General features: G+C 61.0%; 11 protein-coding genes and 1 pseudogene. 10 read left to right on the forward strand and 2 right to left on the reverse strand.

Going from position 1 to position 15184, the window contains the following annotated elements:
* Positions 1-1014: an aldo/keto reductase gene (locus KY465_RS11865; RefSeq protein WP_219201925.1), complete on the reverse strand. Its 1014-nt coding sequence runs from the start codon at positions 1012-1014 to the stop codon at positions 1-3.
* Between the two features lie 124 nt (positions 1015-1138).
* On the opposite strand from KY465_RS11865, the gene KY465_RS11870 reads away from it, so the two are divergent.
* The 8 genes from KY465_RS11870 to dusA all read left to right on the forward strand — a co-directional run bounded on the left by KY465_RS11870 (position 1139) and on the right by dusA (position 12585).
* Positions 1139-2284, forward strand: coding sequence for an acyl-CoA dehydrogenase family protein (locus KY465_RS11870; RefSeq protein WP_219201926.1), 1146 nt, complete (start codon positions 1139-1141; stop codon positions 2282-2284).
* Positions 2281-3051 carry a 3-ketoacyl-ACP reductase gene (locus KY465_RS11875; protein ID WP_219201927.1) on the forward strand — a complete coding sequence of 257 codons (771 nt, stop codon included), beginning with the start codon at positions 2281-2283 and terminating at the stop codon, positions 3049-3051. Before KY465_RS11870 ends, KY465_RS11875 begins: the two co-directional genes overlap by 4 nt.
* An 11-nt stretch (positions 3052-3062) precedes the next feature.
* Positions 3063-4214, forward strand: coding sequence for a dihydrodipicolinate synthase family protein (locus tag KY465_RS11880; RefSeq protein ID WP_219201928.1), 1152 nt, complete (start codon positions 3063-3065; stop codon positions 4212-4214).
* On the forward strand, positions 4214-5059 hold the full coding sequence (locus KY465_RS11885; protein ID WP_219201929.1) for a sugar phosphate isomerase/epimerase family protein: 846 nt from the start codon (positions 4214-4216) through the stop codon (positions 5057-5059). Before KY465_RS11880 ends, KY465_RS11885 begins: the two co-directional genes overlap by 1 nt.
* Before the next feature lie 526 nt (positions 5060-5585).
* The gene (locus tag KY465_RS11890; protein WP_219201930.1) at positions 5586-8975 is read left to right on the forward strand and encodes a TIM-barrel domain-containing protein; all 3390 of its coding nucleotides are present in this window, start codon (positions 5586-5588) and stop codon (positions 8973-8975) included.
* Between the two features lie 90 nt (positions 8976-9065).
* A complete protein-coding gene (locus tag KY465_RS11895) occupies positions 9066-10220 on the forward strand; it encodes a hypothetical protein (protein WP_219201931.1) in 1155 nt (384 codons plus the stop codon).
* Positions 10220-11203 carry a hypothetical protein gene (locus KY465_RS11900; protein WP_219201932.1) on the forward strand — a complete coding sequence of 328 codons (984 nt, stop codon included), beginning with the start codon at positions 10220-10222 and terminating at the stop codon, positions 11201-11203. The genes KY465_RS11895 and KY465_RS11900 overlap by 1 nt, the downstream gene beginning before the upstream one ends.
* A gap of 425 nt (positions 11204-11628) precedes the next feature.
* Entirely contained in the window at positions 11629-12585 is a 957-nt protein-coding gene (gene dusA / locus KY465_RS11905; protein WP_428983018.1) for a tRNA dihydrouridine(20/20a) synthase DusA, read from the forward strand.
* Between the two features lie 25 nt (positions 12586-12610).
* On the opposite strand, the gene KY465_RS11910 is transcribed toward dusA, so the two are convergent.
* Positions 12611-13015, reverse strand: a complete 405-nt coding sequence (locus tag KY465_RS11910) for an acyl-CoA thioesterase (RefSeq protein ID WP_219201933.1) — start codon at positions 13013-13015, stop codon at positions 12611-12613.
* A 320-nt stretch (positions 13016-13335) separates the two neighbouring features.
* Here KY465_RS11910 and KY465_RS11915 point away from each other — a divergent pair.
* Together KY465_RS11915 and KY465_RS11920 are read left to right on the forward strand one after the other, a co-directional pair.
* Positions 13336-14166: pseudogene (locus KY465_RS11915) on the forward strand (extensin-like domain-containing protein); the annotation flags it as partial.
* A gap of 187 nt (positions 14167-14353) precedes the next feature.
* On the forward strand, positions 14354-15172 hold the full coding sequence (locus KY465_RS11920) for a sulfite exporter TauE/SafE family protein (RefSeq protein WP_219201935.1): 819 nt from the start codon (positions 14354-14356) through the stop codon (positions 15170-15172).
* Positions 15173-15184: the final 12 nt, after the last annotated feature.

The following is a 15184-nucleotide window of genomic DNA, read 5'->3' on the forward strand; positions in this document are numbered from 1 at the left end:
TCATGGCGTCGGAGCATCTTCGCGCAGCAGGCCCTTGGCCTTGAGGTCCGCCCAGAACTGGGCCGGGATCGGGTGGCTGAACCAGGCAAGATTCTGTTTCAACTGCTCGACCGTTCGCGTGCCGGCCATGAAGGTCGGCACTGCCGGATGCGCGACGACGAATTGCAGGGCAGCGGCGGGCAGGGGCACGCCATACTCGGCACAGACCGCTTCGATCCTGCGAACCCGGTCGATGATATCATCGGGAGCGGGGGCGTAATTGTACTTGGCGCCGTCCTTTGCGCCGGTGGCGAGGATGCCGGAATTGAAGCCGCCACCCACGACCACCGCCGCACCGCGCTCTTCGCAAAGCGGCAGGAACTTGTCGAGCGATTCCTGTTCCAACAAAGTGTAGCGCCCGGCCAGCAGGAAACAGTCGAAATCACGTTGTTGCAGGGCGGCGTAGCAGACTTCCCACTCATTGACACCGACGCCGATCGCCTTGACCACACCCTGTTCGCGCAGGTTTGACAGGGCCTTCCAAGCCCCGTCCATGGCCTGTTTGAACACTTCGGGCTGTTCGCTGCCACGGGTGAACACGTCGATATCGTGGATGAAGCAGATGTCCATGCGTTCAAGGTTCAGTCGCTGCAGACTGTCCTCGAAGCTGCGCATTATGCCATCGTAGCTATAGTCGAAATGCATGGTGAAGCGGCCCGCATTCGTCCAGGGCGCGTAGTCGATGTCCTCCTTGCGCGCCGGTCGCAAGATGCGGCCGACCTTGGAGGACAGGACGAAATCGTCGCGGTTCTTCCAGCGCAGGGAATGGCCGGTACGCAGTTCCGAAAGACCATGGCCATACATCGGCGCGGTGTCGAAATAGCGCACGCCCTGCGTCCACGCCTCCTGGATCATCGCATCCGAGCATTCCTCGGTGATCTCGCGAAAAATATTGCCAATCGGCGCCGTGCCGAACCCGAAAGGGGTCACCTTCAGATCGACCCGCCCGAATTTCACCTTGCTATCCGGCTTCATGCCATCCTCCCATAAGTAACTGGATAGTTATATGCATGAACGGCGTGCGGGATCAAGTCGCCGCGTCTCTTGACCGGCACCGGCATCCGCCATAAAGTAACTAGACAGTTACAAAGGAGATGGCATGTTTCTGACCGAGACCTGCATACAAGTGCGCGACATGACCCGCCGGTTTGCCGAGGATGTCATACGGCCGATGGCTGAAGAGCTGGACCGCGAGGAGCGTTTTCCAGCCGAGATCTACGATCAGATGGCGGAATTGGGCCTGTTCGGGATTGGCGTGCCCGAGGAGATGGGTGGGCCGGGCTTCGATACGATGACCTATGCTCTTGTGATGGAAGAGCTGTCGCGCGGCTATGCGTCGGTCGCGGATCAATGCGGGCTGGTCGAACTGATTTCCACGCTGCTGGTGCAGCACGGCACCCCGGCCCAGCGTGACCGCTGGCTGGCCGATGTGCTGGCGGCGAAAACGCGCGTGGCCTATTGTATCACCGAACCGGAGGCCGGGACCGACGTGTCGGGCATCCGCACGACCGCGGTGCGAGACAGCGATGGTTGGGTTCTGAACGGCGGCAAGATCTGGATTCACAACGCGCCGGTGGCCGACATCGGTTTTGTGCTCGCCCGCACGGATCCCGAGGCGGGGCGCCGAGGCATGTCGATCTTCATTGTCGATCTTCACGCCGACGGTGTCTCGCGTGGTCCGAAGGAGCACAAGATGGGCCAGCGCGCCAGCCAGGTCGGGGCGCTGAATTTCGACGATGTGCGCCTGCCTGCCGATGCCCTTCTGGGCCAGGAAGGTCGCGGGTTTCACATGATGATGAGCGTCCTCGACAAGGGGCGCGTCGGCATTGCCGCGCTGGCGGTCGGAATCGGCCAGGCCGGGCTGGAGGCGGCTGTGGATTACGCCCAGCAACGCAAGCAGTTCAGCAAGCCGATCTCGGAATTTCAGGGTGTGCAGTGGCTCCTGGCGGACATCGCCAAGGATGTCGAGGCCGCCCGTCTTCTGGTGCTCAATGCGGCGCACAAGATCGACACCCTGGCCGATGCCACGAAATTTTGCTCCATGGCGAAGTGCTTTGCCGGGGACATGGCCGTGGCGCGCACGGCGGATGCGGTGCAGGTCTTCGGCGGTTCGGGCTACATCAGAGGTTTCGAGGTGGAGCGGCTCTATCGCGACGCGAAGATCACGCAGATCTATGAGGGCACCAACCAGATCCAGCGCATGATCATCGCGCGCGAGCTGCTGGCAAAAGGTGCGGTCGCGTGAGCAGACAGGTCGCACTGGTCACCGGATCAAGTCGCGGCATCGGGCTGGCTTCAGCCCTGGCCCTGGCGCGCGAGGGGTTTGCGGTTGCCGTGAACGGTCCGGCCGATGATTCCGAGCTGCATGCGGCGCTCGAGCAGGTGCGCTCCGAAGCGGTCGCGGTCTTTGCTGCCCCTTTCGACGTCAGCGATTTGTCGGCGCATGATCGTGTCCTCGGCGAGATCGAGGCGGCGCTCGGCCCGCTGACGACCCTGGTGAACAATGCAGGGGTCGGCGTCATGCAGCGCGGCGACCCGCTGGAGGTGAGCGAGGACAGCTATGACCGGTGTCTGACCGTGAACACCAAGGCGATGTTCTTTCTCACCCAGGCTTTCGCGCGTCGGCTGCTGGCGCGGAACCGTGATCCGGGCCTGTTTCACAGCGTCGTCAATGTGACCTCGTCCAATGCCGTGGCGGTTGCCGAACCGCGTTCAGAATATTGCGTGTCCAAGGCCGCCGCCGCGATGGCCTCAAAGGCATGGGCGGTGCGGCTGGGGCGGGAAAATATCGCCGTCTACGATGTGCAGCCCGGCCTTGTTGCCACCGATATGACCGCGTCGGTCATCGCGCACTATGAAGAGCGCGCCAAAGCAGGCCTGACGCTGTTTCCGCGCGTGGGTCAGCCGGAGGACATGGCCGGCATTATCGTCTCGCTTGCCGCGGGCAAGCTGCCCTACACGACGGGACAGGCGATCTCGGCCGATGCCGGTCTGCTTGTGCCACGCTATTGAAAGGCCTTTCCATGACAATCCTCTTGCCCGCTCCGACAGGCGCTCTGGTCGACTACACCCTGACGGGGGTTCCCGTTGCAGAGACAGCCATGCCCGCCAATGCCGCGCGGGTGATCTACTCGGCTGCGCATGTGGTCGCCGATCCCTTCACGGGCAATGATCCTTCCGGGCCGGCGACGCTGGACTGGGAGGCAACCTTGCGCTTCCGGCGCCATCTGCACGGTCTCGGCCTCGGCATCGCCGAGGCCATGGACACCGCACAGCGCGGCATGGGACTCGACTGGGACGGAGCGCTCGAACTGATCCGGCAGACCCGCGCCGAACTGCCCGATGCGCTGGTGGTCAACGGATGCGGCACGGATCACCTTGATCCCGCCGCCGCCCGCAGCATCGATGACGTCGAGCGCGCTTATATGCAGCAGCTGAACGCCATTCAGGCGCTGGACGCGCGCGTGATCGTGATGGCCAGCCGTGCCCTGGCGCGCGTGGCAAAGGGGCCGGAAGATTACATCCGTATCTATGGTGCCGTGCTTTCAGCCTGCGATCACCCGGCGATCCTGCACTGGCTGGGCGACATGTTCGATCCGGCGCTGGCAGGGTATTGGGGCAGCGGCCGGTTCGAGGACGCGCTCGATGCGGTCGTCGCCATCATCGAAGCCCATGCCGACAAAGTCGATGGCATCAAGATTTCGCTGCTCGACAAGGAAAAGGAAGTGATCCTGCGCCGGCGCCTGCCGAAAGGCGTTCGCATGTATACGGGAGACGATTTCAACTATCCCGAACTGATCGAGGGCGATGAACAGGGATACTCGGATGCCCTTTTGGGAATTTTCGATCCGCTGGCCCCGGCGGCAGCGCATGCGGTGAAGCTGCTCAGCCAGGGCGATGCCGCCGGGTTCCGCGCGACCCTCGATCCGACCGTGCCGCTGGCCAAGTTGATCTTCCGAGCGCCGACGCAATACTACAAGACCGGCGTGGTATTTCTCGCCTGGCTGAACGGCTTTCAGGACCATTTCGTGATGCTCAACGGCGCGCAGGCCATGCGGCCCCTGCCTTATTTCACTGAAGTGTTCCAGCTGGCGGATCAATGCGGGCTGCTGCGCGACCCGGACATGGCCGTGGCCCGCATGAGGCGCCTGCTGGCCCTTTACGGCGTGGCGTGATGCGCGATTTTTCGTCGAACCACGCCGCGCTGGCACTGAATACCGCGACGCTCGGCCACAATCTTGACGGCTATGGAGCCGGCTGGTCGCCCGAGCAGGTGATCGATGCCTGTGCCGCGCGCGGCTATGGCGCGATCGTGTTCTGGCGGCGGGAAGTCGGCGCCCGCGGCTGTGAAATTGGCGAGCGTGTGCGCGCGGCCGGAATGCAGGTTGCGGGTCTCTGCCGAACCCCTTTTCTGACTGGACGCGATGCGGGCAGCGACGACGAAGTCAGGTCCGCGATCGACATGGCCGCCGCTCTCGGCGCCGAAGTCCTGACCATCGTGACGGGCGGCACCGAACCCGGCACCAAGGGATTGACGGAAACACGCAAGCGATTGACGGCGCGCTTGGCAGGCCATGCCGAATATGCCGCCCAATGCGGGGTGAAACTCGGCCTCGAGCCCCTGAACCCAATGCTGGGCGGCAACCGCACCTGCCTGATGACCGCTCGCGATGCGCTGGAGATCTGCGATGAGATCGACGCTCCGAATATCGGCATCGCCGTCGATGTCTACCATGTCTGGTGGGACCGGATGTTGCCGCAATCCCTGCTCGCTGCGGCCCCGGATCGGATACTGAGCTATCATCTGTGCGATTGGCTGGAGAATACATCCGACATGCTGCTTGATCGCGGCATGATGGGCGATGGTGTGGCCGATCTCAAGGCCATCCGTATGGCGGTTGAAAGCGCAGGATATGCCGGGTTTTGCGAAGTCGAGGTGTTCTCCGCCGAAAAGTGGTGGAAACGACCGCCGAACGAGGTGCTCGACGTGATTGTCGACCGGTTCCGCACGGTCTGCTGATCGATGGCCCTTCCTCGCGGGTCTTGAACCTCCATGTGCCGTCAAGGCGCGGGATCGACCATCCTGTCAAGTTTGCGTCGAGACGGATGCAAGCGGCGTCGACCTGACGGATGTGAGGATATCGATGAACCGGATAGCCGGCTATAGCCGGTCCCAAAAGTTCGGTGTGATTGCAGAGCGAGCTACGCTCCTGTGCCGTCCTCTTCGATAGCGCCTGCTTTTATTGCAGCGAAAAAATCGAATCAACAGCGCCGAAATACAGCCAATAATATCCATTCTTATTCAGGAGGCATGTCCCTAAATGGCTTATCCGGATTTAATTGATATATAATTTTATTTGAATGATTGAATTTGGCGCCATTGTTTGATTGAAGTTAATATAGTCTTATTATTTAAAACCGAGATTTTTCAAAAACTTCCTAGTAAAAATAGGAGTTATATTTATTTCATCTTAATAGTAACGTTGACAGAAGATAGCAAATCAATCCTAGCTCGGTCATTGCCAACTAGTTATGGGATTGATGTTATGCCTGACGATATTGCCATCCAATCGAAAGTAAAGAATCGCCCGAGCGCTGAAGACGCCGCTCAGGTCTATCGCTATGTTCCGGTCAATCAGTTCACTCCGCTCGACAGTACCAACTGGCTTGCGCTGACAGAGGTGACCGGCGCTGCAACGGACGCCAGCAATTCGTGGCGCAGCATCATCACCGCAACGGCGACCAATCGCGGGACCGGCGCGAGTGCCGGCACCTACACGGCGCGACTGGAAGTGATTTCCTACATCAACAATATCTTCCGGCTGCGTTTCGATCCGACATATGGCGTCGACGACAGCTATCCCGATATCGCTTTCGGGCCGGTCACCCAGGTGAACCTGGACACGATTCGCAGCAACGAGATCGCCGATGACGGGGCGCCCGAGACGCTGTTTGACTACAGCAGCGCTGCCTCCACCGCGATCCAGTTCACGTTGAACGATATCCGGGTTGTCCTGACGGACAGTTTTCAGCTGCAGGTCTACAGCAAAACCACCGGCAGCTCCATTTACTCGGATGCATTGTGCCCCGACACGCAATATTACGGCGGCCTCACCTTCGTGGATCCGGCCTATGGCAGTGCCGTGGCGACCTTCTGGGAGAACAACAAGGACGCCAGCCAAGCCGAAGAGTTCTTCGGGCAGGGGGAAGTCAACACCTATGATGAAGACGGCTATTATGTCGTTCGCAAGAACGGAAACATAAAGCTGCCGAGCGCCAGCAATACGGGGAGCAATAATGGCGCCTCGATGACCAATTACAATTACGACCAGATATCCTATCAGCATTCCGAGCTCTACCCGAATGCAAACAACGACGTCGACACCTACGGCTCAACGCCGAATTACTATTATCCGCTCTATTTCTCTGCGCCATGGCTGATTGTGGCGGGCGACAAAAGCAGCACCAATCCTTATGCCTACGGCATTTTTCTCAACAACCAGTCGCAAACCTATACCAATACGGGCGACACCTCCTTCGGCGACAGCGTGGGTCAGTCCGACCTGTGCTACATGGGCGCGCAGTATGGCGAGATCGACAAGTATTTCGTCTTCGGCGCCCCGGAGATCATCGATGACACCCTGACTTGGACGGTGCGGACGGCGACCGAGGGGCTGGCCTATCTCTGCTCCAATCCCGGCGCCGCGCTGACAAAATATGCCGCGCTGCCGCCGAAATATCTTTTCGGCTATTTCCAGGGCGTCTATGGCGCGCTTGCGGTGACGGACGATGCGTTTGAGACCGTGACCGGACAAGACATCTCCTACGTCTCCAACGGCATTTCCTTCGACACGATTGTTTCGGGTTATTCCGACGCCGGCATTCCACTGGAAGGCCTTGCTGTCGATATCGACGTGCAGCAGACCTACGAGGTCTTCACCACAAATGCCCGCTTCTGGACCGGGGGCGCCGTTGGCTCCGGGGATTCGATCTTCGCCTGGGCCAAAGGCGAGAGCTTGGTGACGCAGACTAACATCACCTGCTTCATCCGCGACGATCAGACCGATTACGACGTCTACACCAGCCTCTCGGGGACCGATTATTACCTGAAGGCCGATGCGGCGGACGGTTCCTACACCACGATGAATGACGGGTCCGGTTATTCCGACGCCTATTGCGGGCAGCTGCAATATGGCTCGACGGCCCGCTGCACGGCCGTCTTCCCGGACTGGGGCGCCGATGGCACGCCAGCTTGGTGGGGGGCGAACTACAAGGATCTGTTTGACATCGGCCTCGACTTTGTCTGGCAGGACATGACGACGCCCTCAATGGATACCCACGAGATCGGCGATCCGGTCACGACAGATGTGACCGATATGTCGCCGCTGGAACAGGCGAACTACGACGCGAACACGACGGATGTCGACTATGCCGACAAGTTCAACTGGCGGTCGTTCCATCCGCAGCAATACATCACCGATCCGCGGTTCGGCGATGGCGCACAGCGGACCTTTGCGGAAGTGCGCAACGAGCATGCCTATATGCTGTGCTCTGCCACCTATGACGAAGGCATCAAGAACACCGAAAGTTCACGCGACCGTTTCAAACGCAGCTACATCATCGCCCGCGGCGGCCAGATCGGCTCGCAGCAATATGGCGGCCTGTGGATGGGCGACAACGGAACGGACTGGAGTTACCTCGACCTTCTGGTGCCGATGATCGTCAACATGAACCTGTCCGGGGTATCGGTCGTCGGCGCAGATGTCGGCGGGTTCTTCGGCTATTCCGACAATTATGACGGCAATGACGGCGAAGGGCCGCCGGCGACATCGGAGATGATCACCCGCTGGGTTCAGGCGGCTTTCATGATGCCGTGGTTCCGCAATCATTATGACCGCTGGATCGGTAAGGATCCCTCGACAAACGCCTCGACCAACCCTGATGACTGGGAAGCGAAAGGGCACGGCAAGCCTTACCAGGAGTGCTACATGTACACCGACACCGCGTCGGGCAGCACGACCTATGCCGACGTGATGGCGACGGTCATCAAGCAGCGCTACATGTGGCAGGAGGTTCTCTACACCGGCGCCTACAAGCACGCCACCAGCGGCCGGCCAATGCTGCTGCCGATGCGGGCCTGGGCGCAGGACAGCGCGATCGACTACGATACCTATCCGGGACTGAACTCGCAGTTCCTCACAGGTGGCTATGACGGCAAGCAGATTCTCTTCGCGCCGATCTGTGATGAAAGCACCACCAGCCGCACGGTCTATTTCCCCGATGGCGCCAACTGGTTTCCCTATTACCTCGCCGGCGACACGGAGGATCTCGATGAGTACCAGAAGGGCGGCGCCCAGAAAACCGTGGATGCCGACGTCACCAACTCTCCGATCTACGTGCAGGAAGGGGCGGTTCTGCCGACCCGCTACACGCTGGATGGCAGTGTCAAACCAATCACAAGTTACGAAGATACCGACCCGCTGGTGTTCGATGTGTTCGGTGCAAAACTCGGCAATGCGGGGGAGTGCTATCTTGATGATGGCGGCGTTACCACCAACGCCGAAGACACCGGCAGCTACGAGTACTGGAACCTTCTGAAGCTCGACTTGGCCGAGATCACCGATACAACGGCGGAATATCTGCTCTTCTACCTCAATAATGGCAGCGACGACTATTTCACATTCGATGGGGTCGTTTACGTTCGTCTGCGGGCCGTCGGGACGCTGGACTCTATTACGGTGAATGGGGGGGTCTTTTCCCAGTATCCGGTCGCGACGCGGCAGGACTTCTTCGATCTCGATGCGGATCTTCCGGGATACTGGCTCGAGGAATCCACCGGGTCCGTCTGGATCAGGATACCGGCTTTCGATGCCAATCAGCTCCAGAACATCGTCGTCACCTGTTCCGACTCAATCAACATCGCCAAATCTCTCTGACTGGCCATGCCTGACTGACCACGGCGCCGGCCAATGGCCGGCGTCGCCCCCCTCTCTTTCACATCAATTCACTTGCGAAAGGACTTCGTCATGACATTCCGGCTTCCCTCCCGAACTCCTCTTGTCAGCCGCCGCCGCCTGATGGCCGGCGGAGCCGCTGTCGCCGGCGCCGGGCTCGTTTCCGGTCTCGGTTCCGGTCTGCAGGGGCTTGTTCGCCCCGCAAGCGCAGGCGGCCCTCTCTCCGCTTCGGCCTCCTGTCCGCCCTCGGCCACATCGATCATACCGACCGGATCGGCCAATGACATCCAGGAGCTGCCCTATAGCGACGGCACCTATGTGAAGGCGCTCGCCGTCTTCAATGTCGACGATACGACCGGTGTGCGCGTGGCCGACCTGTTCGACAACGGACAATTGCTCTCCGGCCGCGACACGATCGTCACCAATCTCGGCGGCGCGTATGCGACAGTCTATCTGTCCGACACCGACGAGCAGACCGAGGGCATTGCTAAGTCCATTCCACCGCGCACGGCGACGATCATCACCGGCGCGGCGTCGGTCCGCAAAGCGACCTCCGAGGAGACGCCCTCGAGCGGCGATTCCACGCAGCCCCTTCATCTGGCCTTCATCCGCACGGCGTCGCCCCGTGATCTGGCCAACATTCTCGCCGATACCGACAGCTGGGCGAGCTATACCGAGAATGGCTGCTGGCCGACAGGCGTGGGCCCGTTCCCGCTCTTCATGTCGGGACGTGGCGAACTCACAGATCTCGGTATTTCGCTCAATCCCTGGGACGCGGCCAATCAGGCGACGCCTTCGGGGAAAGGAACGGTCGAGGTCAGCATCAACACCAATCTCTGGTGGCTCCCGGCGATGTCCGACGCGGCGGTCCACCATTGTCATTCGGCGAATTTCCTTGAGGTTCACACCCAGTTGATGGGGCAGGGCCGCATGCAGAAATTCGATGATCGCGAGGCCCGGGACACATCCTGTACCGGCAGTGAAATCTATCCGCTCAACCCGGCGCAAAACCCTGAACCCGCAGGCGGGCTCTATGGTCTTCCGGGCGAGCATATCGTCTCGGCGCCGTTCCCCGGCATGTACGAGGAATACCGCCTGGCACCCGGCGATACCAACGTGCCCTTCGCCTATGTGGATGACGATATGAACTTCATCTACCCCTGGCACCAGTATTACTCGGATACCGACTGTCTCTGGGTCGTCTGGGAAATTACGCCGATTAGCTGATGCCGGCGAAAAAACCGAATGCACACCCCATTTCAGCAGCAAAAGAGATCAAAATGAATATTTCCTCCTTCTCCATTCTTCCTTATTCCCTGGCCCTGGTGATGCTTGTCATCGACCCCGGCCCCACACGCGCAGCATCTGACGGCCAATCGGTGCAAGATTGGGCGGATATCACCGTCTTGGAAGCCGATACCTTTTATCCTCCGACCAGCATATCAGGCTTTGATGAAGTCTGGGGCCGCGTCACCGTGGCTGCAAGCAGCTTCATTGGCTCTGAAACGCTGGCTCTGTGCTGGCGGCCGACCGATACGGGCGACAGCTACACGATATCAACTGCCTCCTACGGCTATCGCCTTGAAGATTCAGAAACTTTCGCCGACAAGAATCTCTACTGGTTTCTCATGACGCCGGAGGACAGCGACGACATCGGCCCTTCGGGCGTCGAGTTCTACGTCACGGAATCAGACAATGGCACGGACCCCACCTGCAGCGACACCACCGATCCGAGCAACTATCTTGAACCCAATGATGCATGGCTTGCTGACAATGCGGACTTCGATATTTTCAACGCGCCGGAAACAGCGACGCTCACGCTGCCCGACGACGAGGCGGAACTGTTTGGTGTCGTCATCTCCAAGGATCCTCTGACCAAGGATGCGTACAGCGATGCTTTCTGCATCGATTACCGCAACACATCCTCACCCCGCCTGTCCTATACTTGGCAAGAGGGGACTGTCGAAGGCGAAGAATGCTTCCAAGAAACCGCGGAATCGCGCTCAGGTTACTATGTGTACCAATGGGAGACCAACAATCCCATTCTGCGTGACCAACCGGGTCTGGATGAGGGCGCGGGTTACGCCTACTACTTTACTCTGTCGGACGGCACGACGCTGGACAATGGTGGGTATTATTATACCGGCGTTGCTCCAGGGACCACGCCTCTTGATGCTCACAACAGCGGCCCCCGCCGGCGTGGCCGCTGAGACCGGGCACGATCGGGCCAGGTCGGTCAACAGCCTGTGCATCGGCTGGTTTTGAACCACTGACGGCGCTCGTCAGCCCGGGTCACGGGCTGACAGCAACCCGAGCGCACATTACGGGCGCGGCGCCCACCTGAAGATGTTGGACCAAGCAATGCAGTGTGATCCGGCCAGCAGCCGAGTACCGGTGTAGGCATTGTCCGTCCTGAAATGATAACGTAACGCTTCCTGGGCCGAGGACCGTGGTGGGTCTACGGCTGGTGAACGCGTTTTTCGGTGCCTCGTCCGACATCAAGTGCCCAAATTTGACGAATTTGCCGCTTAAGCGACAGGAACCAGGCATGAATGACGAGCAACGACAGGCGTAAGTAGTGAAAAAAGAAGGAAAATCGCAGATTACCGTATCTCGGCGTTTTGCCGTCGCGCCGATGATGGACTGGACGGATCGGCATTGCCGGTTTCTGCATCGCTTGTTGACGCGGCGCGCGCTGCTTTACACCGAGATGGTTGTCGCTGACGCGGTCTTGCATGGCGACCGGCAAAAGCTGCTCGGTTTCGATGCGGTCGAGCACCCGGTGGCGCTGCAGCTCGGCGGCTCGGAGCCGGAATTGCTGGCCGAGGCGGCGCGCATCGCCACGGATTTCGGCTATGACGAGGTCAATCTGAATGTCGGCTGCCCGTCGGATCGCGTCCAGTCGGGAACGTTTGGCGCCTGTCTGATGCGCGAACCTGATCTGGTGGCGCGGTGCGTCGAGGCGATGAAGGCGGCGACGCCGCTGCCGGTCACGGTCAAGTGCCGGATCGGGGTTGATGAGCAGGATCCGGAGGAGGCGCTTGCGGCGCTGGCGGAAAAGGTGATCCGGGCCGGCTGCGACGGGCTGTGGGTGCATGCGCGCAAGGCCTGGCTGCAGGGCCTGTCACCGAAGGAAAACCGCACGGTGCCGCCGCTCGACTATGATCGCGTCTACCGTCTCAAGCGCGCATTAGGGCAGCACTTTGTCGGCATCAATGGCGGCATCGAGACGCTTGACGCGGCGCAGCAGCACCTTGAGCATTGCGACGGCGTGATGCTCGGACGCGCCGCCTATCACAATGCCAGCCTGCTGGCCGATGTCGACCGCCGCTTTTTCGCTGCGGCCGACCGCCCTGTCGACTGGAATTTCGTCTGCGAGGCAATGATGGAGCATGCAAGCCGGCACATGGCCGGGGGCGGGCGGCTCAGCCACGTCACGCGGCACATGGTGGGGTTGTTTTCCGGCCAGCCGGGCGCACGGCGTTTCCGGCAGATCCTCTCGACCGATGTGGTGCGTGCCGATGCGGGCGTCGATGTGATCCGGCGGGCTTTTGCCGAAGTCGTGCCCGCGGCGATGGCGCAGCCCGCCTGACGGCCTGAGCGCTACATCGGGAGCGCTACATCGAATGGGCGGAGATGCCGCCAAGATCAACGGGCAGCGGGGTCGGCTTGCCGTTCTCGTCCAGGGCGACCATGACGAACAGGGCATTGGTCACCTTATCCATGCGGTCGGACAGATAGCGCTGCGCCCAGGCCTCGACCAGCAGGGTCATCGAGGTTTTGCCGATCTTGACGATGTCGGTGTAGATGCACAGCGTGTCGCCGATCTTGACCGGCATGGCAAAGGACATTTCGTTGACCGCGGCGGTGACGACCCGGCCGCGCGCCCGCTCGGCGGCACGTATGCCGCAGGACAGGTCCATCTGCGCCATCACCCAGCCGCCAAAAATATCTCCGGCCGCATTGGCATCGGCCGGCATGGCCAGTGTTCGCAACGTCAACTCACCTGTCGGTATGCTCATGGGCCACTCCCTGTTCGTGCGCGGATGCTAGCGGGCCAGCGATCCGATTTGAAGTGATTTATCGGCCGGTGCCGTTCGGTGTCGCTGAATGAGGCGGCGGATGGCGAGCGCGGGTGGTGCCGCAAATTCTTAAGGGGTGCGCTCAAGCTTCCTTTACCCTTTCGCCGGTAAGCTGCGGCATGTCTTTTCGTAGGAGTGAAGGTGCCGTGAAAAAGGGACAGGATTTGACGCGTGGCGCTTCAGCGCGCGGCGGGCGGGCAGTGGCCATATTTGCGCTCGGCGCATTTGTGACGGCGTGCTCGGGTGAGATGGTGCCGCCCACCGACGTCCTGTCCTTCGCGGCGGAACCGGCACCAATGCTGGCGCCGGCAGCCATGGCGCCGGTGGGCCTCGCGCCGACGATACTCGACGCCAGCTACCCGCTGGATGCGCCGCTGTCGGGCCCCTATGCGAGCGAGGCGCCGCTGGGCCCGGTGCAATACGGGGCGCAGCAGGCCAGTCCGATTGCCGAGCCACAACCGGTCCAGGAGCGGCGCCTGGCGCTGCTGCCGCGCATCTCGAACCCGCTGGCGCGCCCGGAATGGGCCGGCGGCATGCCAGCCTCGGAGCGCAATTGCCGAGCGCAGCTCAAACGGCTCGGTGTCGTCTATGAGGATATCGATCCGATCGGCAACGGGCGCTCGTGCGGCATTGCGCATCCGGTCAAGGTGTCTGGCCTGTCGGGCGGCATCCGCGTCAAGCCGGCGGCCAAGCTCAATTGCCAGATGACTTTGGCCTTCGCGAAATGGGTGAAGGAGGAACTGGGTCCGGCGGCGCGGGCGCGCTACTTCAGCGGGGTCAAAGAAATCAAGCAGATGTCCTCCTATTCCTGCCGCACCATGAACTCGCGTCGGGGCGCGCCGATGTCGGAACATTCCAAGGGCAATGCGATCGATGTGGGGGCGGTCACGCTCGACAACGGCCACACAATCGATGTCCGCGATCCGGGCTTCTTCGCGTTTCGCGAGAAAAGCCTGCTGACCACGGTGCGCGAGGATTCCTGTAAATATTTCAACACGGTTCTCGGTCCCGGCAGTGATCGCTATCACAAGGATCACTTTCACTTCGATCTCAGGGCCCGCAAATCCGGACGCCGGCATTGCAGTCTCTAATGTCCTGAGCCGCGGGGCGCAGCCGGCCTCGCTGATTTTATCATCCGGTCAATTTACCGCTCTGCTCTTGCACTGCCCGGTCCTTTTTGCCATGCACTTGATGGATGTACCGGAATGATCGCTGCCGGCTGCATCGGGCAGGGGACGGCCCTTGTTTCGTCCGGCCCTTCAAGCGACCCGGGATCCTATGCCATCCTATGACGAGCTGATCTGGTTGCTCCTTGCCCTGGCGCTTGCCGGTTCAGTAGCGGGTTTTCTCGCCGGGCTGTTCGGCATTGGCGGCGGCGCCATTCTCGTTCCGGCGTTCTACCAGGCCTTCGCGCTTGCCGATGTGCCCGAAGCGGTGCGCATGCATGTGGCGGTCGGCACCTCGCTGGCGGTGATTGTCCCGACCTCGCTGCGCTCTTTCCTGTCGCACCGCAAGCGCGATGCGGCGGATCTGGCGCTGCTCAAGCAATGGATGCTGGCGGTTCCCTTCGGCGTGCTGCTTGCCAGCGTGATCGCCGCCTCGGTGTCAAGCGCCGGCATGCGAGCGATCTTCGCGATCATCACGCTGCTGCTCGGCATACGCATGGTGCTCAACCGGCAGAACTGGCGGCTGGGCGACGATCTGCCTGGCAATCCGTGGCGGGCGATTGTGGGGGCGGTAATCGGCATGGTGTCGGCGCTGATGGGTGTCGGCGGCGGCGTGATGAACAACACTTTCATGACGCTCTATGGCCGCCCGGTGCATCAGGCGGTGGCGACGTCGGCGGGCATCGGGGTGCTAATCTCGGCGCCGGGCCTGGTGGGCTACATCTGGGCCGGATGGGGCGAAGCGGGTTTGCCGCTGCTGTCGACCGGTTTCATCAACTGGATTGCCGTCGCCATGATGGCGCCGTTGTCGATGCTGTTCGCGCCGCTCGGCGTGATGGTCGCGCATGCGCTCGACAAGCGGCACCTGGAGATCGCTTTCGGCATCTTCCTGCTGACGGTCGCCGCACGGTTCATCTACAGCCTGCTGTGAAGCGACATAGGC

It is taken from the genome of Neohoeflea coraliihabitans, from assembly GCF_019334345.1.
Lineage (GTDB): Bacteria > Pseudomonadota > Alphaproteobacteria > Rhizobiales > Rhizobiaceae > Pseudohoeflea > Pseudohoeflea coraliihabitans.

Excerpts from the sequence above, each read along its gene's own strand:
- dusA (WP_428983018.1), top strand. The coding sequence starts at position 11,629 with ATGATGGACTGGACGGATCGGCATTGCCGGTTTCTGCATCGCTTGTTG.
- KY465_RS11920 (WP_219201935.1), top strand. The coding sequence starts at position 14,354 with ATGCCATCCTATGACGAGCTGATCTGGTTGCTCCTTGCCCTGGCGCTT.
- KY465_RS11890 (WP_219201930.1), top strand. The coding sequence starts at position 5,586 with ATGCCTGACGATATTGCCATCCAATCGAAAGTAAAGAATCGCCCGAGC.
- KY465_RS11870 (WP_219201926.1), top strand. The coding sequence starts at position 1,139 with ATGTTTCTGACCGAGACCTGCATACAAGTGCGCGACATGACCCGCCGG.
- KY465_RS11885 (WP_219201929.1), top strand. The coding sequence starts at position 4,214 with ATGCGCGATTTTTCGTCGAACCACGCCGCGCTGGCACTGAATACCGCG.
- KY465_RS11865 (WP_219201925.1), bottom strand. The coding sequence starts at position 1,014 with ATGAAGCCGGATAGCAAGGTGAAATTCGGGCGGGTCGATCTGAAGGTG.
- KY465_RS11895 (WP_219201931.1), top strand. The coding sequence starts at position 9,066 with ATGACATTCCGGCTTCCCTCCCGAACTCCTCTTGTCAGCCGCCGCCGC.
- KY465_RS11880 (WP_219201928.1), top strand. The coding sequence starts at position 3,063 with ATGACAATCCTCTTGCCCGCTCCGACAGGCGCTCTGGTCGACTACACC.
- KY465_RS11900 (WP_219201932.1), top strand. The coding sequence starts at position 10,220 with ATGCCGGCGAAAAAACCGAATGCACACCCCATTTCAGCAGCAAAAGAG.
- KY465_RS11910 (WP_219201933.1), bottom strand. The coding sequence starts at position 13,015 with ATGAGCATACCGACAGGTGAGTTGACGTTGCGAACACTGGCCATGCCG.